Below are 22,388 nucleotides of genomic sequence, written 5' to 3'. Positions count from 1 at the left end.
TCAAGTAACCTCTGGCCAGACACACTCAGAATGGCCGATATGCCGTCAACCGCTGGACAATTCTTCGCGCTTGGCGCAGCATCGGAAGCGCAATAGTCCTCACGGGAGAATTTTGAGTGGCTGGCAGCATGGTGCGCGAGGTTGGTTCTCCAAGCCCTCGAAGATCGGCTCGCAGATCCCTCCACCGTCCGAGCGGCTGAGCGTGAGTCCCTCCACGGCTCTCGCTGAGCGCCTCTCACCATGGTCCGCTGTGTGATGCACATCACGGGCATCCGAGGAGCTCGGGGCAAAGGGAAAGCCGACCTGCTGCCAGCACTGGCACCGATAGAGTGCACGATCGACGGGGCGCACCCAGACGGACTGCGTTCCGAAAGCCGTGACAGGGGTGATCATGCGCGTGGCGAGGCTGGAAGACCGGTACCGGCTGGACGCGGTCCTGGGGTCTGGCGGCATGGGCCAGGTCTGGCGGGCCTTCGACGAACGGGTCGGACGGCCCGTAGCGGTGAAGCTGCTGACCGGAGCCGACTCGGCGTCCATGGGTGCCGAACGGTTCGCGGCGGAGGCCCGCGCGGCCGGGAACCTGAGCAGCCCGCACATCATCACCATCCACGACTTCGGCCAAGCCGGCCCCGAGCACCGCTTTGCGCCGTTCCTCGTCATGGAACTCCTCGAAGGCCAGTCCCTGGAGGAGGTCATCACCGGAGGTGCCCTCCCACCCGTGACAGACGCCCTCGACTGGACCTTGCAGGTGTGCACCGGCCTTGCGACCGCTCACCGCGCCGGTATCGTCCACCGGGACATCAAGCCGGCGAACGCCATGCTCCTTCCCGGAGGCGTGATCAAGATCCTCGACTTCGGGATCGCCAAACACGTGTATGAAGACCTCGCACTCACCGGCACAGGCCGCGTCATCGGCACACCCGCCTACATGGCCCCCGAACAGGCCCAGGGCGACCGCAACATCGGCCCCGCCGCCGACCTGTACGCCGTCGGCTGCCTGCTCTACACCCTGCTGACCGGCCGGCCGCCCTTCACAGGGCAGCCCCTGGCAGTCCTACACCAACACCTAACCCGCAAGCCCGAGGCCCCGAGCGCCTACCGCCCGGCCATCCCAGCTGGCGTCGACGACCTCGTCCTCCGCCTGCTCGCGAAGACTCCCGATAACCGGGCCGCCGGTGCATCCGAGACCGCAGACGCGATCCGCGTCCTGCTCGCACCCGCTGTGCCACGGCGCAGCACCGGACCGCGCACCGGCGCAGCCCAGCACATGGCGTCCGCTCCGACTCGCACCACGCGGCGGCCACCGGCAATCCCTCACCCCCCAACCATGCTCGACGAGCACGCACCCGTCACTCCTGCCGCCCTGGCCGCTCGGCAGGCACTATCAACCGCCGAGACACCGACCGACCCAGCGCCGCAGGCCACCCAAGCAGAGCTGCAAACCGCGAGGAAGAAGGCCCTGTGGCGGACTGCGGCGGCTGGTGGAACACTGATCGCGCTCCAGCTGATCGCGTTCGCCTCCTGGTCTCCAGGCTGGGCGGCTACCGTCGGCGCTGCTGCTGTCCTGATCCTGGCGCTGGTGATCAGCTTTGACGATCCACCAGTGGAAGGCATGGGCTCACTCGATGGATTCGCCGTGTCCATGGGCGTAACCATCGTCTCCTGCCTGCTGCTCTTGATCATCTCGCCGATGCCTTGGTGGGGTGTGCTCATCCTGAGCGGGATCATGTGTCCGACGTTGATGGGCATCCGGAAGCCGCTCGTGAAGGGGCTCAGCCGGGCCCTCGAACGACGAACCTCCGAGGTGCAGATGACGGTCGGTGCGGCCCTGGTGAATGCGGCACTTTCAACAGGGCTTCTCGCCGGTACGTGGCTGCCAGCGCTGATCACCGCGATTCTGGGTGGGCTGACCTGGATCGCCTTGTCTGCAGTGTTGTCGGTCCTTCTGCCCCGGCACACGTCGATCGGATCCCAGTCGCAGCCGGCCGAGCGCAAGGGCCGGTACCGCTAGCCGGGCACGGATCCAAGTGTTGGCATACAGCGATGGCCCGCCGGACGGTGTTGCGCGCGGGGATTTCGGCCAGCACAGGCCCAGTCCGATCCGGTCCTGATCCGTGCTGGCCAGGACCAGGTCAGCGCATTCCGGGTGGGTCAGGAAGTAGTCCGCGCTCCTGAACTCCTCGCCGCTGTTGTAGTGCACGACGATTGCAAACCGGTCGTCCAGCGGGACGGTGAACGTCGGCCGTCGCGAGCAGCTCCGACGCCTTGCCCTGGCCACACTCGCTGCCCGGCTGGCCGATCTTGACTCGGCGGCGACTGTGTTGTCTGAACCGGTCAGATTCTCGCCCCGAGCAAGGTGAGGGTGGCACCCCGATCTCGAGACGAGGCGTAGGGAGACGACTTGCGACCGCGCCCCGATCGCTTCGCTTTGCGCATTGCGGCCGGTGACAGAGTCAAGCCGAGTTCTGGAACCTCACAGGGTTCGGCGTTGCGATCCGGATCGGCGAAGCCTCATCAAGATCGGTTGGCCAGGGGCCAAGGGCACAGATTCATAACGCATGCCGCTCTGTGGTGGGGGTTTTGTTGGTGGATAGCCGCACGAATGCGACATCAGGGGCGGGAAGTTACTGGAAAGGTTGTTGACGCCACGGTGTGTGAGTGTGAAGAGTTGGCATGAACAGCAGCGGTGGGGGAGCGCCGTTCTGAGGATCACGAGGTGGGGGAGTCGTGTCTGTTCATGCTGTCCTAGCGTGCCTTGGGGGCCCTTCGAGGGCCGTGTCGGTGCCGCTCCGCCTGCCTGAGATCAGGTTCAGACGCCGGTTGATGCGCGGAGTGGGCGTCGGGTTGTCATCGGTCCTGCTCTTATGGCAGATGACGCTTCCGGCCGGTGCCGCAGCGGCCACATCTCCGGCGCAGAACCGCATCGACCTCACGGTCCTCGTGGTGGATGACGGTAGTACCGCGGTCAGCGCGATCGAGGCGGAACTGACTAGCGAGGGAACGCCGTTCACCACGGTCAAACTGTCGGACACCAACCGGCCGACCATTACCGCAGCCTTTCTCAGCGATACTGCCAACAACGTGCCCCGGGCCAAGTTCGAGGGCGTGGTCTTGCCGAACGACAACCCGTTCGGCAGCGGTTCGGCGGAGATGGCCGCCCTCGCGAGCTACGAGGCACAGTTCGGGATCCGGCAGTTCGACGCCTACACCTACGCGCAGCCGGGCGTCGGTCTGAACTACGCGCAGAACCCCGGCTACATCGGCTCGCTGGACGGCACCCAGGGCGCGGTCACGCAGGCCGGCCTGGCGGGCCCGTTCGGCTACCTTAAGGGCAGCGTCCCGTTCGAACAGCCCCAACCCGGGACGAGTACGAGTTACGGCTACCTGGCCACGCCGCTTGGCACCTTGCCGGCCGGCGCCTCGTTCACTCCGCTGGTGGACGCGCCGATCCCGAACAGCACCGCGCGCGGCTCACTGGTCGGCGAGTACAACCACGACAGCCGCAAGGAGCTGGTGGTTACCTTCGCCTACAACCAGAACCAGCAGCAGTTCAGGCTGCTGGCCCGCGGCTTCGTGGACTGGCTGACCCAGGGCGTCCACCTCGGCTACGACCGTAACTACTTCGCGGCCGACATCGACGACGTCTTCGATGCCGACAACCGCTGGAACACCGCGCTCAAGTGCACCACCGGCGACGCCAACTGCCAGCCCGGCACCGGCCCAGCAGCCACGCCGATCCGGATGACCGCAGCCGACGCCCAGTACCTCAAGCAATGGGAGCAGGCCAACAACGTCACCCTCGACCTGGTCTTCGACGGCAGCGGAAGCGACAGCTGGAAGGCTCAGAACGGGGGCAGCGACCCGCTGCTCGCTCAATTGGTGACCGACCAGGCTGCCTATCGATTCGTCAACAACACCTACGGGCGTCCCTTCCTCGGCTGCGTACAGAACGTGACCGTGCTCCCCTGGCAGTGCACGACCGACGCCGGCGGCAACACCGTCTGGACCGACCAGCCGACGGTCCAGAACGCGATCCAGCAGAACATCACCTGGGCCAAGCAGAACAATCTGACGATCGTCCCCACCGAGCTGGTCACCAACCAGGACTCAGGCCTGGCCGTTCCCCCGCAGCAGCCGGCCGACAACCCCAACCTCGCGTCGGCGCTCGCGGCCGCCGGCGTCGCCTGGATCGGCAGCGACGCCTCCCGCGAGGCGGCTCAGCGTGCGGTCGGGACATCGACCCTGACCATCCCGCGCTATGCGACCAACATCTTCTCCAGCGCCGGAAAGGCGACGGAGGAGACGGACGAGTACAACTGGATCTACACCAGCAAGGCCGCCGGCGGCAGTGGAGCCTGTCAGAGCACCAGCTCGACCTGCCTGGCGGCCCCACTCGACGAGAACAGCGGCTTCACCTCCTACATCGTGCCGGTGGAAGCCCGGATCGACCTCGGCCACGTGCTGGGCAACGACCCGCGTCCGCTGGTCCTGCACCAGTCCAGCCTGGCCGAGGACCGGCTCGCCTACCCTGTGCTGCAGCAGATCCTGACCACCTATCACTCGCTGTTCGCGGACAGCACGCCGGCGGTGAATCTGCGCCAGGGCGACATCGGCGCCGAGCTGCAGAAGCGCGCGGCCTGGGCATCCGCTGTCAGCGCCGGCAAGGTTACCGCTTACCGGATCGGCAGCACCGTCACCATCAGCGCGCCTACCGGAGTGGCGGCCGAGGCCACCATGCCCGCTGGCACCACCCAGACACAGCTCCTGGGCAGCAACGCCTTCGGTAGCGCGTACGCGGGCACCCTGTCGGGCTGGGCGAGCCCGGGACCGTTTCAGGGCTCGGTGACTCTCCAGGTCCATACGACGGCGAACCCGCCTCTGCCCGCCCCGACGATCTCCAGCCCCATCTACCCGGCCGGCACCTGGAGCACGCCCGCAACCGGATCCACCACCTTCACCCTGGCGGACAGCGGGTCTACCGTCACCGGCTACCTGTACGGCCTCGACCAGTCGCCGACCAGCTCGCTGACCGGCACCAGCCTCGCGCTGACCCCCGCACCGGGCTGGCACACACTGAACGTGGTCGCCGTCGACAGCAACGGCGACCAGTCCCCGGTCACCGCCTACAGTTTCGGCGTCGGCACGGCGGTAGTCACCAGCCCAGCCGCGGGTGCCACAACCGGCGGCAACCCGCTCGCCCTAGGGGCGACCTCGGCACCGGGGATGACCGGCGTGCGATTCCAGTACCGCGCCTCCGGCGGGACGACGTTCAGTGACATCCCCCCGGCTGACGTCATCAACGGCACTGCGGCCGTCCCGTCCTGGCCCGTGGCCACCGGCGCCGACGGCTCCAGCCCGGCCCTGTCCTGGAACGCCGCGCACACCATCACCGCCGACGGCGGCTACCAGGTCCAGGCCGTCTTCACCGACGCCTCGGGCAACACCCTGACCAGCCAACCGGTCAGCTTCACCCTCTCCCGACCCGCAGCCCTGCCCGGAGCTCCGGGCAGCGTCACCGCCACCGCCCGAGACAGCTCCGCAGCCGTCAGCTGGACCACTCCAGCCAACACCGGCACCTCACCCGTGACCGGCTACACCATCACCACCACCACTGCGGGCGCCGTGGTCGGCACACCCATCACCGTCCTGGCCACGACCACCGCCACCACCCTCACCGGCCTGACCAACGGCACCGCCTACACCGTCACCGTCACCGCAGCCAACGCCACCGGTAACGGCCCGGGGGCGAGCGCCACGGTCACGCCGTTGCCCGCCACGGCTCCCGGGCCGGTCACCGGCATCGCCGTTGTGGCCGGCAACGGACAGGCCACCGTCAGCTGGACCGCACCGGCCAACGACGGCGGCGCCAACCTCACCGCCACGGTGGTAGAGATCCACGCTGCGGCCAATGACGCGCTACTCGCCTCACAGACCGTCAACTCGTCTGCAACCAGCGTGACCGTCACCGGACTTCCGGCGGGAACGCAGGTCTACGCGAGCGTCTATGTCCGCAACGCCGCGAACCTGACGGGACCGCCGGTGAAGTCGGCCCCCGCGACGGTGGCCGCTGTGCTCTCCCTGACCGGCCTCGGTGCCTGGCGGACCAGCGACCCCGCCACCTCCGCCCCGATGCTCTGCCTGATCTGGACGTTCAACGGCCCGCACACCGACACGGTCAGTGGCCAGCTCCACTACCAGAGTGCTCCGACGGCGGGCGGGGCGCCCGATCCGGCGACCGACTGGTCCATCAGCTACACAGCCGCCGGAAACTACTCCGGCAGCGGCGGCGAGTACTCCTGGTGCGCGGACATCACGCAGCTGCCTGTCTCCGCCGCCGGAACCCAGTGGACACCGGTGTCGTTGACCGCCGACGACGGCAACGGCGACCAACTCACCGCCCCGGCGACGGCCCTGGCCAGCCTGACCGTGCTCGACCCCGACGGTCACACCGACCCCGCCACGTTCACCATCAGCGCGGCCACGCCCGCCGCCGTTCGCCCGCCGTCTACCACCCTTACGCCCAGCCGGGTCTGGCACCTGACCAGCCGCAACCCGGTGGCCTTCGGATGACCATCAGGAGGAGTCCCATGAGCCGTCGGCCACGTGCCCGGCGACAGATCGGCTTACCACTGACCGCAGCACTGATCGCCGCGCTGCTTGGCCCAACGGTCTTCGCCTCCCACGCCTCAGCGAATACACCCAGCCACCGGCCCACCTCCGTCGCCACCGCACCGGCCGGTCGACCCGCAGTGCAGGCCGGCAAGCCGCGCGCCGACCCCACGCAGCCAGACCCGCATCGGCCGGTGACCACGCTGCCCGCGCCCCTCCCACCGGCCGATCCGACCGACAAGCCGGGCGACAAGACAAGCGGCAAGCCAGCCCCGGCCGACCCCTCGCTGACCGGCCACCCCCGGCACCCGGGCGGGAGGCTCGTGCCGGACCCGGTGGAGGTGAAGTTCGACAACCACGGGCGGGCCCTCTCACCCCCGCCGTCACTACCCGTCGGGGTCGGCTCCCTCCCCCCTGCCACGGCTGCGGCGCCGAGCAAACCGAAGACGTCCACCAACGGGAACCGGCCGAGCGACACGACGCCGGCCGCGGCGACAGCACCGGGAGCGCCCACGAACGTGGTAGCCGTCGAGCGGTACTTCGGCGCCAAGGTCACCTGGTCGCCGCCGGCCAGTGACGGGGGTAGCGCGATCACGGGGTACACGATCACCGCCTCCCCGGGCGGTGCCACCACGACGGTCGCGGCCGGAGTGACCAGCGCTAACGTCACCAACCTGAGCATCGGCACCTCCTACACCCTCACGGTCGCCGCCACCAACGCCGTCGGGGCCGGCCCGGCCTCCGCTCCATCAGCGGCCGTGGTCCCCGAACCGGCCACCGCGCCGGGGCCGATCACCAATGTGCAGGTCAGCGCAGGCAACGCGCAGGCCTCGGTGACCTGGACACCGCCCACCACCGACGGCGGCGCCGACCTCAACTGGCAAATGGTGAAAGTCTTCAAGGCGGCCGACAACTCCTTCGTCGGCTCCGGCGTGGTACCCGCGACGGCGACCACAGCCACCATCGGTAACGTGGTCGACGGAACCGCCTACTACATCACGGTCATCGCCGAGAACGGGGCTGGCTACGCCAGCCCGGCCGCCACTTCGGCGACCTTCACCCCCAAGGCGGGTCCGCAGCCGGCACCGCCGGCGAGCGTCACCGCCACCGCTGGCACCGGCCAGGCCGCGGTGAACTGGACCGCCCCCTCGGACAACGGCGGTTCCCCGGTGACCGGTTATACGGTCACCACGTACGACTCCAACAGCAACGTGGTGGGTACCCCGGCCACCCTCAGCGCAACCTCGACCTCCACCACCGTCACCGGCCTCACCAACGGCAGTACCTACTTCTTCGGCGTCTCCGCGTCGAACGCCAACGGGGCTGGCCCGGCCTGGTACAGCACGATGGTCACGCCGGCCGCAGCGCCCGCCGTGCCGAGCGGCATCACCAGCTACCCGGCGAACCACTCGGTCTACGTCGCCTGGCCCGCTCCGGCCAACGGCGGAAGCCCGATCACCTCCTACTCCGCCGTGCTGACCGGATCCGACGGCTCGACCACGACGCAGCAGGTCCAGAGCGGCGGCGCGCTCTTCTCCGGGCTCAACAACAGCGTCAACTACAGCGTCTCAGTGAGCGCGGCCAACGCCGTCACCAGCGGACCCGCGTCGGCACCGGCCGCAGTTGGCACCTTGACCGAGCAGGCGTCGCGGCCCGTCGGGGTCAGCCATCCCGCAGCCGACCAGGGCCCGTCGAGCGGGGTGACCTACCAGGAGACGCGGACCTCGGTAAAGCTCTCCGGCAACGGCCGATACCTCTTCTACTACGCGACGCTCAGCAACGGCGGAACGAGCGTCCAGAGCGGCTGGTACCGGTACGACCTGCAGACCGGCGCCACCCTGCCGGTCTGGAACTACAGCGCCTCAACCGCCGCACCACCGGCCGGGCCGTCCCCCTGGGAGCTGGACTACTTCGACGCCGCCAGCTTCGACGGACAGACCTTCGCCGGATACGGCGGAAACCAGCTGTACGTGTGGCACGCCGACACCGGCAAGGTAACCCTGGCGAGCGCGAACGCCTCGGGCGCCCCGACGGCCGGCCAAGTGCACGCCGGCAGCCTCACCAGCGACGGCCACTACCTCGTCTTCACGGTCGAGAACGACGGCGACATGGCCAACCACGGCACCTGCAACGGCGCCACCTACTTCGACCAGTCGGGCAACAACGTGCCGGCCCAGGCGGGCGTCTACAAGTTCGACACGATCGCAGGGACACTCACCCGGGTCCCACTCAACCTGACTGCCCCGAACGTCGTCGTCGACTGCACCGTTCCGGCGCAGTACACCAACGTGCCCGCAGTCTCGGCGGACGGCCGCCGGATCGTGATGCAGGCGGAGTTCGCCTACCACTACCCCGGCAAGTCGACGGAACTCCAGAACCCGGGCGAGATCGTCAGCACCGACATCGCCACCGACGGCAGCGCGGCCAGTACCTGGCTCTCCCCACTGCAGCAGGGCTACACCTATGACGAGAACTACCCGGTGACGCTCAGCGACGACGGTCAGACCGTGGTGGCGGAAGTCGACTCGTCCGCCGGATCGACCTTCGTGACCCTCAACCCGAGCCAGCCCACCGCGGCACCGGTCGCCTTCGCCAACGCCAGCGCCGCCCACGCGTACACGGTCTCGCGTGACGGCAAGACCCTGGTCACCCTGGTCGGCAAGGCCAGCGACGGTACAGATGCCCAGGTCGCCGTGATCGACATCGCCTCGGGCCGACTCACCGTCGCCTCGCAGATCAACGGCCAGCTCTCGGTGCCCGGCCAGGCCGGCTTCCTGACCGACACGTCGCTGGACGGCACCGGCCGGCGAGTAGCGATGACGACAGCCGCACCGAACATGCTGGGCCGTACCGACTGCGTACCCAACAGCCCCACCGCCGGAACCAAGGGCTGCCCGGTGGACATCGCCGTAGTCGACCTCGTCACCGGCACCGTCGGCGTACTCCCCAACCAGACCTTCGGCTGCAGCTGCTGGAGCAGCCGGGTCGCCACCTCCGCGCTGCAGTCGTTCGTCGGGGACCCGGTCGACACCGCGACCGGCTCGTACACCGAGAGCGTCGACGACGGCGCGCTCCAGGGTGACGGCCTCCAGTTCGACCTGCGGCGGACCTACAACTCAGCCGCGGCGAGCGTACCCGGACCGTTCGGGCCAGGCTGGAGCGAGCCCTACGCGATGAACCTCGCCGTCTCCGGCTCCACCGTGGTCTTCACCGACGAGGGCGGTGCGCAGACCGTCTACACGAAACAGGCAGACGGCTCGTACCAGTCGGCCGCCGGTGCCAGGTCCGTGCTCGCCGCCAGCGCCGGCGGATACACCCTCACGACCCCCGACGGCCAAGTCGACAGCTTCGACGGCAACGGCCGGCTGACCGCCATCGCCGACCGAAACGGGCGCGGCCTGACCTTCGGCTACAGCGGCAGCCAGCTCACCACCGCCACCGACACCGGCGGACGGGTCGTCAGCTTCGCCTACGACCAGGCCACCGGGCAGATCAGCAAGGTGAGCCTGCCCGACGGCAGGTCGGCCAGCTACGGCTACGACAGCTCCAAGCGGCTCACCTCGGTCACCACCGCGGACGGCACCACCACCTACACGTACGACAGCTCGGGCCGGCTGACCACCGTCACCGACCCGGGCGGCCACCTGCTGGTGCAGAACAGCTACGATCCGACAACCGGCCGGGTGACCGCTCAGCCGCAGCCCGGCGGACCACAGCTGACGATGGCGTGGAACGCCGCAGCCGAGACCGAGACCAGCACGGACTCCAGCAACCGCACCACCACCGACTACTACGCGGGCAACGTCCTGGTGGCCCACGTGGACGCGAACGGCGGCCGGACCAGCTACAGCTACGACAACCGCCTCGACCTCACAGCCGTCACCGACCCCGACGGCAACACCACCCGGATGACCTACGACGCCGCCGGCAACCTCCTCACCAGCACCACCCCCGGCAACCCGCCCGCGACCGAATCGTGGACCTACGACAGCCACAACAACCCGCTCACCCACACCGACGCGCTCGGCAACACCTGGACCTACGGCTACGACACCAACAACCGGCTCAACTCAGCCACCAGCCCGGGCGGCAGCAAGACCAACCTCACCTACACCGGCGCCGGCCAGGTCGCGACGGTGACCAGCAACGGCCAGACGACGACGAACACCTACGACGCCGCGGGCAACCTGACCGCGAGCACCGACCCGACCGACGCCACCACGACCTACACCTACGACCCGGCCGGACACGTCCTCACCCAGACCGACCCACGCGGCAACGTCACGGGCGCGACTGCGGCCAACTTCACCACCACCTTCACCTACGACGGCATGGGGCGCGTGGCCAAGAAGACCGACCCGCTCGGCCACACCACCACCAACTCCTACGACGCATCCGGCAACCTCACCGCCGTCACCAACCCGGACGGACACACCACCAAGTACGGCTACGACGCATTCGGCCGGCAGACCACCGAGACCGACCCCGACGGCAACACCATCACCACCACCTACGACCCGCAGGGCGAAGCGACCTCCGTCACCGACGCGACCGGCGCCAAGACCACCTACAGCTACGACAACGCCGGCCACGTGATCTCGACCACCGCGCCACTTGGCAACGTCGCGGGCGCCAACGCGGCCAACTACACGACCAGCTACCGCTACGACCCGGTGGGCAACCAGATTGCCGTCACCGACCCACTGGGCAACACCACCACGACCAGCTACGACGCCGCCGGCCGCCCGACAGCCGTCACAGACCCACTCGGCCACACCACCACGACCAGCTACGACGCAGCCGGCAACACCATCGCGACCACTGATCCCACCGGCGCGGTCACCACCGACACCTACGACAAGGACGGCCACCTGACCGCCGTCACCGACCCGCTGGGCCACACCACCACGATCAGCTACGACCTCAACGGCCACCCGACCCAGCGGACCTCACCGCTGGGAGAGGAGTCCAGCTGGACCTACGACGCGGACGGCCGCCAACTCACCCAGACCGACCCGCGCGGCAACGCCGCGGGCGCGACCGCGGCCAACTTCACCACCACCAGCGCCTACGACATCGCGGGTGATCTGCTGGCGGTGACCGACCCACTCGGCGAGAAGACCACCTACGGCTACGACAACGCCGGCCGCCAGATCACCCAGACCGACCCGCTGGGCCACACCACCAGCTACGGCTACGACGCCGAAAACCGTCCCACCACCGTCACCGATCCTGGTGGAAAGACCACGACCACCACGTACGACGCGGCCGGCCGGGTAACAAAGCGCACCGACCCGCTGGGCAACACCACCAGCTACGGCTACGACAACGATGACCGGCAGACATCGCTAACCTCGCCGCGCGGCAACGCCTCAGGTGCGAGCCCCGCGACCTACACCACTACCTACGGCTACGACGCCAACGGCAACCGCACCACCGTCACCGACCCGCTCGGCAACGTCACCAAGACCGCGTACGACCCGGCCAACCGCCCCGTCACAGTGACCGACCCGCTCGGGCACCAGACCACCACCAGCTACGACCAGGCCAGCCGGGTCATCCAGACCACCGACCCGAGCGGGGCCGTGGTCACCAGCACCTACGATGCGGCGAACCACCTGCTCACCTCGACCGACCCGCTCGGCAAGGTCACCGCCTTCAGCTACGACAAGGCCGGACACCAACTCACCCAGGTCACCCCACTCGGCGAGACCACCACCAGCACATACGACGCGGACGGACGGCTCGCCAGCACGACCGACCCGCTCGGCCACACCACCAAATACGGCTACGACGCGGCCGACAACCAGACCACGGTGACCGACCCCTCGGGCCACACCACCACCGTGGCCTACGACGCGACCGACCGGCGCACCAGCGCCACCGACCAGCTCGGCCGGACCACCACCTACAGCTACGACGCCGCGAGCCACCTCACCTCGGTAACCGACCCGACCGGCGCGGCCACCGGCTACGGCTACGACGCCACCGGCAACCTGCTCACCCGCCAGGACGCCAACAGCCACACCACCACCTACAGTTACGACGCCAACCACCAACTCCTCACCGTCACCGACCCACTCGCCCGCACCACCAGCTACAGCTACGACGCCGACGGCAACCGCATCACCACCACCGACGCCCGAAAGATCGTCACCACCGCCACCATCGACCCGCGTGGCCTGACCACCGGCCTCAGCTACAGCGACGCCACGCCCAAGGTCACCTACGGCTACGACGCGGCCGGCCGCCGGACCTCGATCACCGACGGCACCGGAAGCCGCACGCTCACCTACGACAACAACGGCCGACAGCTGACCAACAACGGCTTCGCCTACAGCTACGACACGGCTGGCCACATCACCAGCCGCACCTACCCGGACGGCGAGAAGACCACATACACCTACGACAACGACGGCCACCAGAGCAGCCAGACCGCCGACGGCGCCACCGTGGGCTACGGCTACGACGCCGCTGGAAACCTCACCACCACCAACCTGCCCGGCACCAACGGGTACACGGAAACCCGCACCTACGACAGCCTGGGAAATATCGCCACGGTCACCGCGGCCAAGGGCGGCACGACCGCCTCGTCCTGGTCCTTGACCCGTGACGCCGCAGGCCAGCCCACCCAGCTGAACTCGGTGGTTGGCGGCACGCAGCAGGCCCAGCAGAGTTACGCCTACGACAACGCGGGCCGACTCACCAACTGGTGCACCTCGGCGGCCGGCACCACCGGCTGCCCGAGCGGCTCCGCCGTCGTGACCTACGGCTACGACAAGGTCGGCAACCGCACCGCACTGACCCGTGCCGGGCGCAGCACCACCTACACCTACGACGCCGCGGACGAGCTGACCATCGCGTCATCCGGCCTGGTGCGCCAGAACTACGTCTACGACGCAGACGGCAACTACACCGGCAACGGCTCATCGGCGAGCACCATCACCTACGACGCCAACAACCACCCGATCAGTGCTGTCCAGGGCGGCGTCAGCTTCTCCTTCACCAACGACGACCAGGGCAACCGGGTCACCACCAGCTCGGGTGGCACCCCGATCCGCACCGACACCTGGGACACCAACAACACGCTGCCCCAACTCGCCACCGAGACCAACGCGACCGGCGCCGTCGTCGGCGACTACCACCAGGACCCGCTCGGCCTCCCGCAGTCCGAGCACACCGCCACCGGCGCGGAGTACGACCTGCACGATGCGCTCGGCTCCATCACCGACCTGACCGACGCCAACGGCAACGCCCTCGCCCACTACACCTACGACCCCTTCGGCGTCCAGACCACCACGGTGCCCGGCGGCGGGGCCGCGCCCGCCAACCCCTTCGGCTTCGCCGGCCAGCTCGACGACCCGGTCATGACCGGCACCCAGGACCTCCAAGCGCGCAACTACGACCCGACGACCGGCCGCTTCACCAGCCGCGACCCGATCGGGCTGCGACTGGACGACCCCTACGTAGCGGACTACGTGTACGCGAAGGACCAACCCACCGACCTGACCGATCCCAGCGGCCAGAGCTCCACTCCGGCACCGGGGAACGGGTGGTGGGGGCCGGCCCAGGGATCTGAGCAGCACAACTTCACCCTGCAAATGGCCTATGAGCAGGAGGTTGCGCTGCACGGCGCGAGCAATGTGTACGCCGACCTGCCGGGTGCCCGGACGGTCTGGGGCGGCCAGACCATGACCTACAAGACGTACTGGTCCGAGATCGGCGAACCCGACCTGGTCGTGTCCGGTGTGCCGACGCCGCGAGGAGTCGGCTTCGCCATCTGGGACGTCAAACCCGCATCGACCTACGGCCTGAGCATGACCGCCTCGGTCGACAAGCTCGCCGGCTACCTGCGCGGATTCAGCCAGATGTCCGGTTGGCCGACGGTTGCCGGAGACCCGATCACACCCGAAATGCGGCCCTACCCAAAGGACACGCAGGGGGCCGAAGGCATCATGTTGATGTTCAACGGGACCGACTGGAAGGACTTCGGGATTCCAGAGGCCCAGCCCAATTTCCGGTACAAGACGCTGGCGGACCCCGACGACACTCAGGGCCTGATCTTCTACAAGCTGCTCCGCTTCGGAAAGAACCAGACCTGGCAGAACCGCCTGCTGGCGCAGCTCCAACTGACCGAGAGCGGCGCCGCCAACCAGCAGTTCCGACAGGTCCTGATCTGCCAGCCGGCTGGCGCCGGGGCCCTGGTGCAGGCACCCCTGCGGATCATCGGCCGGGCCAGCGGAGCAGACGTCTCCAGCGTCGCCTCGGAGACCGCGCTGACAGCATTCCCTGCCGGACCCATCAGCGTGGTAGACCCAGATCCGCTCCAGCCCCCGCCGCCTCCGCCGGCCCCCGCACGGCCCACAGTCACAGCCCAGTTCAGCTACGGTGGCGCCAGCGCCGATGACGGCCTTGACGGCCTCAACTGGCGCGACATGTTCAAGGCGGCCCTTGGCGGCGGTGGGACCTCCCTCGCACTTCAGCTGCTCTTCCCCGAGGAGGCGGAAGTGGCAACCGTGGGCCGAGTCGTCAAATATGTCCTCGCTGCCTGAACCGGAGTACCGGAGCGGAGAAACAATATGAGTATCGAGTTCACCATGTGGCGAATCACTCCAGACCAGAGCCGGCAGGCCCTGGCCGGCCATGGCATGGACGACGCACCCATGGCAGAGAGCTCGGCGGTCGCCAAAAGCTGGGATGTCCTGCTCCGGATCCTGGCCAACGGCGAGCAGGTGACAGACGACCCCGGCAGCGCGCCCATCGCTGCCCAGGCCATCTGCGGCGGAACGACCCTGGAGGAGGACGAGGAGCCTGACTACGGTGGCGCACGGATCATCGCGCCGGGCCAGGTCTCAGCGATCGCAGACGCGCTTATCGCCATCTCGGAGACGGAATTCCAGCGGCGCTACGAGTTAGCAGACCTGACGGGCTGTTACAGCTACTCAGCCGCCGACCCGGTAGATGGAGCCTTGTTCGCATTCCGCGAGCTTCGCGACTTCTACACCGCATCCGCTGCCAGAGGGGCCGCCATGCTGGTCTGGCTGGCCTGAACGAACCGAGTGGGGCGCACTCACTGCGCCCCACTCAGGCCGAATCCACCGGGCTTATGCCGGACTGATCGTTTAGTGGCTATTGTCGTTCCCATCTTGAGGGGTGTTAGCCGAACGGGAGTTTCGATCGGGTGAGCTACCCTGGCCGCCGTGAACCACACTCCCGAGCCGCTGAGCTGCCCCGACTGCGGGCGAGTGCTGAAGAGCCTGGGCCTTGTGCTGTCTCGCCGTGATGAGGGCAGCGCCGCCGAGTGGAGAAGAAGTGGGCATGCAGATGTCGCAGCACTGTCCAGCGAACGGCGAAGACCCTGGCGGAGTAACCGACGATACGATTGAATCGTCTTTCTGAAACTTGCAACGGGGGCGGGGCGTGGGGGATCGGATACGGTGTTGGGCACGCGTCATGGCGGCGCTCGCCCTCGTTGGTGTTGGGGCGACGGGCTGCTCAGAAGACCCGAGCGGCAGCCGTGCGGTCATTGAGGTGGACGCGCCAGCGGCATTGGTGGACCAAGCGGTGCACGTACGGATCACCGGTCTGTCGCCCGGCGAGGAGGTCGCCGTCAATTCACAGGCGGTGGACGGGCTAGGCAAGCAGTGGCTCGGACGGGCCACCTTCCGGGCGGACGCCCACGGCGTCGTCGTCTTGGACACGGCCCCTCCGACCGTCGGCACCTACCAGAGCGCGGACGGCATGGGCCTGTTCTGGTCGATGACCCCCGAGGCGGGCGATCCCGAGCGCACGTCCTTTTTCCCGCCTGTCTCGCCGCAGCACACCTACGACGTCACGCTCACTGCCGCGGCGCACGGACACCAGCTCGCCTCCCGGACGCTGACCCGCGAATGGTTCGGAGCCGGCGTGACCAGCAGGAAGCTCACCCTCGCGGCCGACAAGGTCTCCGGGGAGCTGTTCCTCCCGGCCCCTGGCACCCCGCGCCTTCCGGCCGTGCTCGTCTTCGGCGGCTCGGAAGGGGGAAACAGCGAGGCATCTGCCGCGGCCCTGCTCGCCTCGCACGGCTACCCGGCCCTGGCACTCGGCTACTTCGGCCTCCCCGGCCTCCCCGACGCCCTGGAGAACATCCCCCTGGAGTACTTCACTACCGCGGCGAGCCTGCTGGCCGCGCAGCCAGGGGTCGACCCCAATCACATCCTGACGATGGGCTATTCACGCGGCAGCGAGGCAGCCCTGCTCCTCGCCGACGACTACCCCGACCTCATCCACGGCGCGGTCGTCTACTCCCCGTCAGCCCAGGTCAACGGCGGATTCCCGGGCCACGGCACCACTGCATGGACCAAGGACGGCAAGGCCATCGCCCAGGGCCCCATACCGCTCGACCACGTCAGCGGCCCCGTCCTGACCATCGCCGGCGCCGACGACCAGCTATGGACCTCGTCCCTCTGGGCCCGGCAGATCATCCAGGAACTCGACACCGCCCACGACCCATACCCGCACCAGGCACTGATCTTCCCGAACGCCGGCCACGGAGTCGGCACCTACCCCTACCTCGCAGCCGGCACCCGTCCGGTCCACCCAGTGACCGGCAGAGAGACCAACCTCGGCGGCACCCGCGCGGGCAACGCCGCCGCTCGAGAGGCAGGCTGGCCCAAGGTCCTGACCCTCCTCGCCTCCCTCGACCGCTGAGCGAACAGTCTGATGAAAGAAGGCAAATGAACGGGCAGCGCGCGGTCGACTGGTCCGAAGCCACCTGGCTCAATCCGCCACTCGGCGCAGAGCCGGACGGTGAAGGACTACTGGTGACGACTCGGAACCGGAGCGACTTCTGGCGCACCACGAGCTACGGCTTCATCCGAGACGACGGGCACGCCCTCCTGACGGAGCTGCCCACCGGGTCCGCCATCGAGGTGACCTTCGTAGCGCAGTTCGACGCGTTGTACGACCAGGCCGGGGTCATGGTCCGCGTGGACGAGCAGACGTGGATCAAAGCCGGGGTGGAAATGACGGACGGCGTTCCGCATTTGGGTGCCGTGGTCACCCGCAGCCAGTCGGACTGGTCCATGGCGCCTGTCCCCGACTGGGCGGGGCGCCAGGTCACCGTCCGGGCCAGCCGTGAAGGCGATGCTGTGACCATCCGGGCGCGCTGCGAGGAGGGATCCTGGCGCATGGTCCGATTGGCGCCCTTGGCGCCGAACGCGGCGGCATCGGCAGGACCGTTCTGCTGTTCCCCGCAGCGAGAGGGACTGCGGGTGCGATTCACCCGGTTCGTTTCGGGGCCAGCGGACGCGTCGCTCCACGATCTTCAGGCCTGACGCCGGGGCAACGACACTACGGCCGAGGCGAGCAGGCGCAGGACGCTGGCGGCGGCCGCCGAACTCCACGAGGTTACTGAACAGGCCGCGGATCAGCAGAGCGGCGCAGTGGTTGATTGCGGCCGCCGCCACTGCCAGATCGGCGGCACCGCACGCCACAGCGCATCAGTCCCGATGTGGCCGACCCCAACCGTCGGCCGATCCTGGCCTGACATCCGTCAGCAGCCAATACCTCCGGTCCGCCCGGTCCCGTTGCCAGTGGCAAGCTACCAGGGCAAGCGGTCTCTCTCGATGAGCTCCGACCACAGCTTCGCCCGAGTCCCAGCTGAAGACGAGGCCAGCCGCTCGCCGCCCGGACCCCGTCGAGTCCAAACCTGGTGTCGACTGAGGGAATTGTGCACTGCTGGAATACGCCCCTCCCGCCAGTAGTCCGAGAGATCCTCAAGGGCTCCGTCGTGGAGTACTACGGCACCCCGGCGGTCAAGTCGACCAAGCACAAGCTCGACCCGGACCTGCCCACCAAGCACTGGTGGATCGTCGCTCCGGTCGCCAAGGCCATCGAGACCGCTGCGCGACTCTCACTCGATCCCGAACTGGCGTTCGCCTCCGTCCCCAGCCTCGAGCCCGGGACACGGTTCGCCAGCGGGGACGCCGTGACCGATTTCGTCAGGCGCGTCAACGCCGCCCGGCACGTCACCGGCCTGGACGAGATCCCCTCCCAGCACGTCACGCCGCACATGTTCCGGCGGACCATGGCGATGCTCACCCGGGACTTCCCCGGCTCCGAGATCGCCGTCGGCATGCAACTCAAACACGTCGCCGCCCGGGCCCTGGCCAACCTCACCACCCCCGGCTACATGGACCCGGACTCCTCCTGGGCCAAGCACCTGACCGGCGCGATCACCGAACGCCGGTTCGAGCGTCTCAAGGAGCTCTTCGCCGCCGACAACCGCGGCGACACCATCGGCTTCGGCCCCGGCGCTGACCGAATGCGCGAGGCCTTCGCCGCTGTCCGGCACGAAGCCGAACAGCTCCGCGCCACCGGAAGAGCCCAGCGCGGTGATCTCCGAGTCGAACACGACCTGCTGCGACGCACCCGCTTCTCGATCCGCTTCGGCACGCTCAACCACTGCACCATGAACGACGACGACCCCACCGGCGCGAAGTGCATCGAGGACGCGATCGTCCCCGACGGCCACCGCGGCCCCCTACTGGACCGCTGCCGGCCGTCCCGATGCGCCAACAGCATCCTCGGCCCCGAGCACCTGCCGATCTGGAAAGCCGAACGTGCGTCCCTGACCCTGCTTCGGACCGATCCCGCTCTGCCGAAGAACCGCCGGGCCGCCCTGGACGCCCAGCTCCACGGGGTCGACCTCATGATCAGGAAGGCCGGGCAGTGACCGTCTCGTCCAAGACCGAGCAGGCCCTGCGCGAGGCGATGGAACGCCTGCTCGCGGGCCGTCCCCGGATCACCGACGGGAAACTGACCAAGAACAACCTCTGCCGCGAGGCCGGCGTCAGCCGGGCCACGATGAACCGGGCAACCGACATCCTCACCGAGTGGGACAGCCGCGCAGCCACCAGCCCGGCCGGCCTCCACGCCCAGCAACGCGACGCCGAGCTCACCGAGCTCCGCAGCAAGATCCGCAAGAGCCGCCAGCAGTGCCACAGGCTCCAGGACCAGGTCGACGCCGCTGCGACCGTCATCATGACGCTGCTCGCTGAGAACGCCGCCCTGCGCGAGCAGGCGGCGAGGCGGTCCGCCGTCATCGTCCCGATCACCCGAACCACGACGGACCAACCCTCGCTGCCCTGATGCCTCAGCCCGCGCCGATTGTCGTCTGCCCGAGCTGCGGCGTCGGCGCGACCCGCTCAAGACGCCTGGGCCGGGGCCTGCCCGGGCGGGCGACAAGGACCTGTTCTACGGCAAGGACGGCGACCTGACCGGCGCGGACCGGGAGGGCCAGGAGGTCAACATGCTTGCCTCCACCTGCTCCAGTCCGCTGTGGGCCGCGCAGACCGGGCCCGGCACGGCTGCTGGCCACGATCCACAAGGCCCGGCAGCGCTGGCCGGGCCTGCGTCAAAGCCCCCACCTGTGGTCGCCCGGGCTCTGGCGACCACAACCAGTGTTCGCTACAGGTCGCCGGTTGCGCCCGTCTCCATGAAGCGAACAACGCGGCGACGGATGTGATCAAGGAACTCGCCTTCGTGCATTAACGGGTGCCCCGGACGCGGCCTCGACTGGTGGGCTGGCGGGAGTATCTCCTCCACCTGTCGTCATGAGTCACACTGCGTCAGGCCGTGGCCTGGCTGTTGAGACGGTGCTCCTCGGAGGGCATCGAGTCCCATTCGGTATACGCCCCGTCGCGCGGCACCATGAACAACGGACGCGATCGGAGGACCTGCCCGACCAGTTGGCCTCGGATCACGACCCCGGGATCATCCGGTCCTGCGTAGCCCTCGGGCGTGTAGCAAAAGTGCACATCCATTGCCTCGGCATACGCGATTGCGTCGCTCTCCAGCTCCGACAGGTCTCTCCCGACCAGCGGGAGTCCGTCGTACGCGACCTGGGGACCGTGCACGGCGTCGGCAGCGATGCAGAACAGCCCCACAACTTGGCTCACATAGCCCGTCACGGCAGGCGTTGAAGGAGCCATCCCGCGGCGGTGGACTTCGACCTTCCAAGTCGGCGAGAAGATCGCGTAGCGCCGTGCACAATCGCTAACCTTCGTCTGGCCGAGCATCTCAGCCGCCTCGACCACTTCATCGACGGTCATACCGAACCGGAGCGGTCCGACGCTGACAGCCGGCGAGTAGGACCACTCGTCCCGTTCGGCGACTCCGAAATCGGCTTCGGTCGTGAACGCCATAGTCGCTCCCAAAAGACTTGCCGCTACCCATCATGTCAATCGCCGACCAGCAGACCGCCGGGCGCCGCCGAGCTCGCGCAGATCACTCAGCGCGAGCCCCATCTGGGCTCGGCCGCGAATACGCGACACCTGAACATGCGAGCTCACCAGTCCCGAGGCCGTTGGCCGAGGCCCGCGGAAGCTCCGCGAGCGCCGGCTGGAGTGCCCCGCCGTCTGCAGGACCAGGTAGACGCCGCAGCTGAGCCTTCTGGCAGAGACGACCACCCTCCGTGAAGAGCAGGCTTCCCGCAGCGGCACTGTCACTCACCTCAGCCGGCTGCAAGCAAACCGCGAATAGCGGCGCCACCCTCAGCCCGGTTTACGCATCCCGAGTTCCGTGAACGTCGTCCACCGTGAACAGGGCGCTCTGATCGGCGGACTGACCTCGATCTGGAACTGACCCATACGGAGTGTTAAATGATAGCGCGTGCAAGCCTTTCAGATGCGACGCCACCCGATCGCCAGCAATTCTCGATAGACACCTAAAGCCAACCAGCAAAAGTGCCTTATGCTCCATTGTAAATAGATGCTCAAATGACTTCGACTTCCATGCGGAGTCACCCATAAGCGCGTCAAAACATGCCAGCTCCGCGGTCTGCAAGAGCTCCCGCGCCACCTGCGGATTCGACCGCAATCTCTCTACAAGATCCAGATAGTCGCTGATATAAGCAGGAGGAGTGGCAACAGAATCGCGCAGCGAAGGGTAATCAATCCGAACTGGTTCAGCACCAGAACTTACGTAAGCCCTGTGCGTTCGCTCCTGGACATGACGAATGAACGCATCCGCCCTTTCCAACATCGGCAGCACGTAGCTGTCGTTCGGATCGCCAACAGTCAGCGCACTCTCAAGCCTGCGCCGAAGCAGCCGCTCAGAGAAGTCATCAAGTCGTCCAGCGTCCTGCAATGCCGCCAGTAGTACCGCCATCAGGCTATGCCCAGCCAAGACAGTGGCTGCTGGTTCGGGAAGAACGCCCTGTCGTTCCACAGCAACACCGAATGCCTCAACGCTACGAAGGAGCGCCGGCGAGTCGGCAAGGAGCGCTTCGCCCCGCAGAAGTCGCGCCAGCGAAGAGAGGGGCCCCGGCATTCCCTTGAGCTGCGTGTCAGTCCTGGCCTCTGCAGCTGCACATGCCGGGCCATCCAGGTGTGCAAATCGCTCCGGAAGCCAGGCATGCGCCTTCTCTCGACGACTCAAAGTCGCCTCATCCATCACGAGAATGCCGAGCTTTCGCGCCAGGGCCTGACCACGCGGGCTTACTGTCTGGCGAACGATTGTCACTCGATCCAGGTCAAGCAACTGCCGAAATCCAGCCAGCCATACAATGGTGTTCGGCTCGCCACTCTGCCCTCTGCCGCTTTTGCACTCCATGCTTGATCGAGAAATGCGCAGCCGAGAATCAATATCAATCGAGAGCACATCAATATCGGTTAGCACGTCACGCCCGGCATCCGCGTCATCCGCCGGAAGCGGGACGCGCAAACGAACGTATGCACCCTCCGCAAACTCAAGTCGAGCTACCCGCCGCTCCAGTGTGCCTCCGACGGTGTCCGCAG

Annotated in this window: 10 protein-coding genes; 8 read left to right on the top strand and 2 right to left on the bottom strand. The window is 67.9% G+C overall.

Features of this window, described 5'->3' with window-relative positions:
* Positions 1 to 391 precede the first annotated feature (391 nt).
* The 8 genes from ACZ38L_RS22680 to ACZ38L_RS22645 all read left to right on the top strand — a co-directional run bounded on the left by ACZ38L_RS22680 (position 392) and on the right by ACZ38L_RS22645 (position 19,740).
* The gene (locus ACZ38L_RS22680) at positions 392 to 2,011 is read left to right on the top strand and encodes a serine/threonine-protein kinase (RefSeq protein WP_465696434.1); all 1,620 of its coding nucleotides are present in this window, start codon (positions 392 to 394) and stop codon (positions 2,009 to 2,011) included.
* 932 nt (positions 2,012 to 2,943) lie between these two features.
* On the top strand, positions 2,944 to 6,570 hold the full coding sequence (locus ACZ38L_RS22675; protein WP_465696384.1) for a fibronectin type III domain-containing protein: 3,627 nt from the start codon (positions 2,944 to 2,946) through the stop codon (positions 6,568 to 6,570).
* Between the two features lie 557 nt (positions 6,571 to 7,127).
* Positions 7,128 to 15,161 carry a fibronectin type III domain-containing protein gene (locus ACZ38L_RS22670; protein ID WP_465696382.1) on the top strand — a complete coding sequence of 2,678 codons (8,034 nt, stop codon included), beginning with the start codon at positions 7,128 to 7,130 and terminating at the stop codon, positions 15,159 to 15,161.
* Positions 15,162 to 15,188: 27 nt separating this feature from the next.
* Complete coding sequence (locus ACZ38L_RS22665; RefSeq protein WP_465696380.1) at positions 15,189 to 15,659, top strand: DUF1877 family protein; 471 nt, start codon at positions 15,189 to 15,191, stop codon at positions 15,657 to 15,659.
* Positions 15,660 to 16,173: 514 nt separating this feature from the next.
* The gene (locus ACZ38L_RS22660; RefSeq protein ID WP_465696377.1) at positions 16,174 to 17,298 is read left to right on the top strand and encodes an acyl-CoA thioesterase/bile acid-CoA:amino acid N-acyltransferase family protein; all 1,125 of its coding nucleotides are present in this window, start codon (positions 16,174 to 16,176) and stop codon (positions 17,296 to 17,298) included.
* A 26-nt stretch (positions 17,299 to 17,324) separates the two neighbouring features.
* A complete protein-coding gene (locus tag ACZ38L_RS22655) occupies positions 17,325 to 17,924 on the top strand; it encodes a DUF1349 domain-containing protein (protein ID WP_465696375.1) in 600 nt (199 codons plus the stop codon).
* A gap of 455 nt (positions 17,925 to 18,379) precedes the next feature.
* A complete protein-coding gene (locus tag ACZ38L_RS22650) occupies positions 18,380 to 19,324 on the top strand; it encodes a hypothetical protein (protein ID WP_465696372.1) in 945 nt (314 codons plus the stop codon).
* On the top strand, positions 19,321 to 19,740 hold the full coding sequence (locus ACZ38L_RS22645) for a hypothetical protein (protein WP_465696369.1): 420 nt from the start codon (positions 19,321 to 19,323) through the stop codon (positions 19,738 to 19,740). The genes ACZ38L_RS22650 and ACZ38L_RS22645 overlap by 4 nt, the downstream gene beginning before the upstream one ends.
* A 479-nt stretch (positions 19,741 to 20,219) precedes the next feature.
* Here ACZ38L_RS22645 and ACZ38L_RS22640 read toward each other — a convergent pair whose 3' ends face one another.
* Entirely contained in the window at positions 20,220 to 20,795 is a 576-nt protein-coding gene (locus ACZ38L_RS22640; RefSeq protein ID WP_465696367.1) for a hypothetical protein, read from the bottom strand.
* 358 nt (positions 20,796 to 21,153) lie between these two features.
* Complete coding sequence (locus tag ACZ38L_RS22635; RefSeq protein WP_465696365.1) at positions 21,154 to 22,269, bottom strand: hypothetical protein; 1,116 nt, start codon at positions 22,267 to 22,269, stop codon at positions 21,154 to 21,156.
* Positions 22,270 to 22,388: the final 119 nt, after the last annotated feature.

This window comes from Kitasatospora sp. NPDC024654 (assembly GCF_055559155.1).
The sequence above is the reverse complement of the archived record's forward strand: the minus strand, read 5'-3'. Positions and strand labels throughout refer to the sequence as shown.

Excerpts from the sequence above, each read along its gene's own strand:
- ACZ38L_RS22680 (WP_465696434.1), top strand. The coding sequence starts at position 392 with ATGCGCGTGGCGAGGCTGGAAGACCGGTACCGGCTGGACGCGGTCCTG.
- ACZ38L_RS22665 (WP_465696380.1), top strand. The coding sequence starts at position 15,189 with ATGAGTATCGAGTTCACCATGTGGCGAATCACTCCAGACCAGAGCCGG.
- ACZ38L_RS22655 (WP_465696375.1), top strand. The coding sequence starts at position 17,325 with ATGAACGGGCAGCGCGCGGTCGACTGGTCCGAAGCCACCTGGCTCAAT.
- ACZ38L_RS22640 (WP_465696367.1), bottom strand. The coding sequence starts at position 20,795 with ATGGCGTTCACGACCGAAGCCGATTTCGGAGTCGCCGAACGGGACGAG.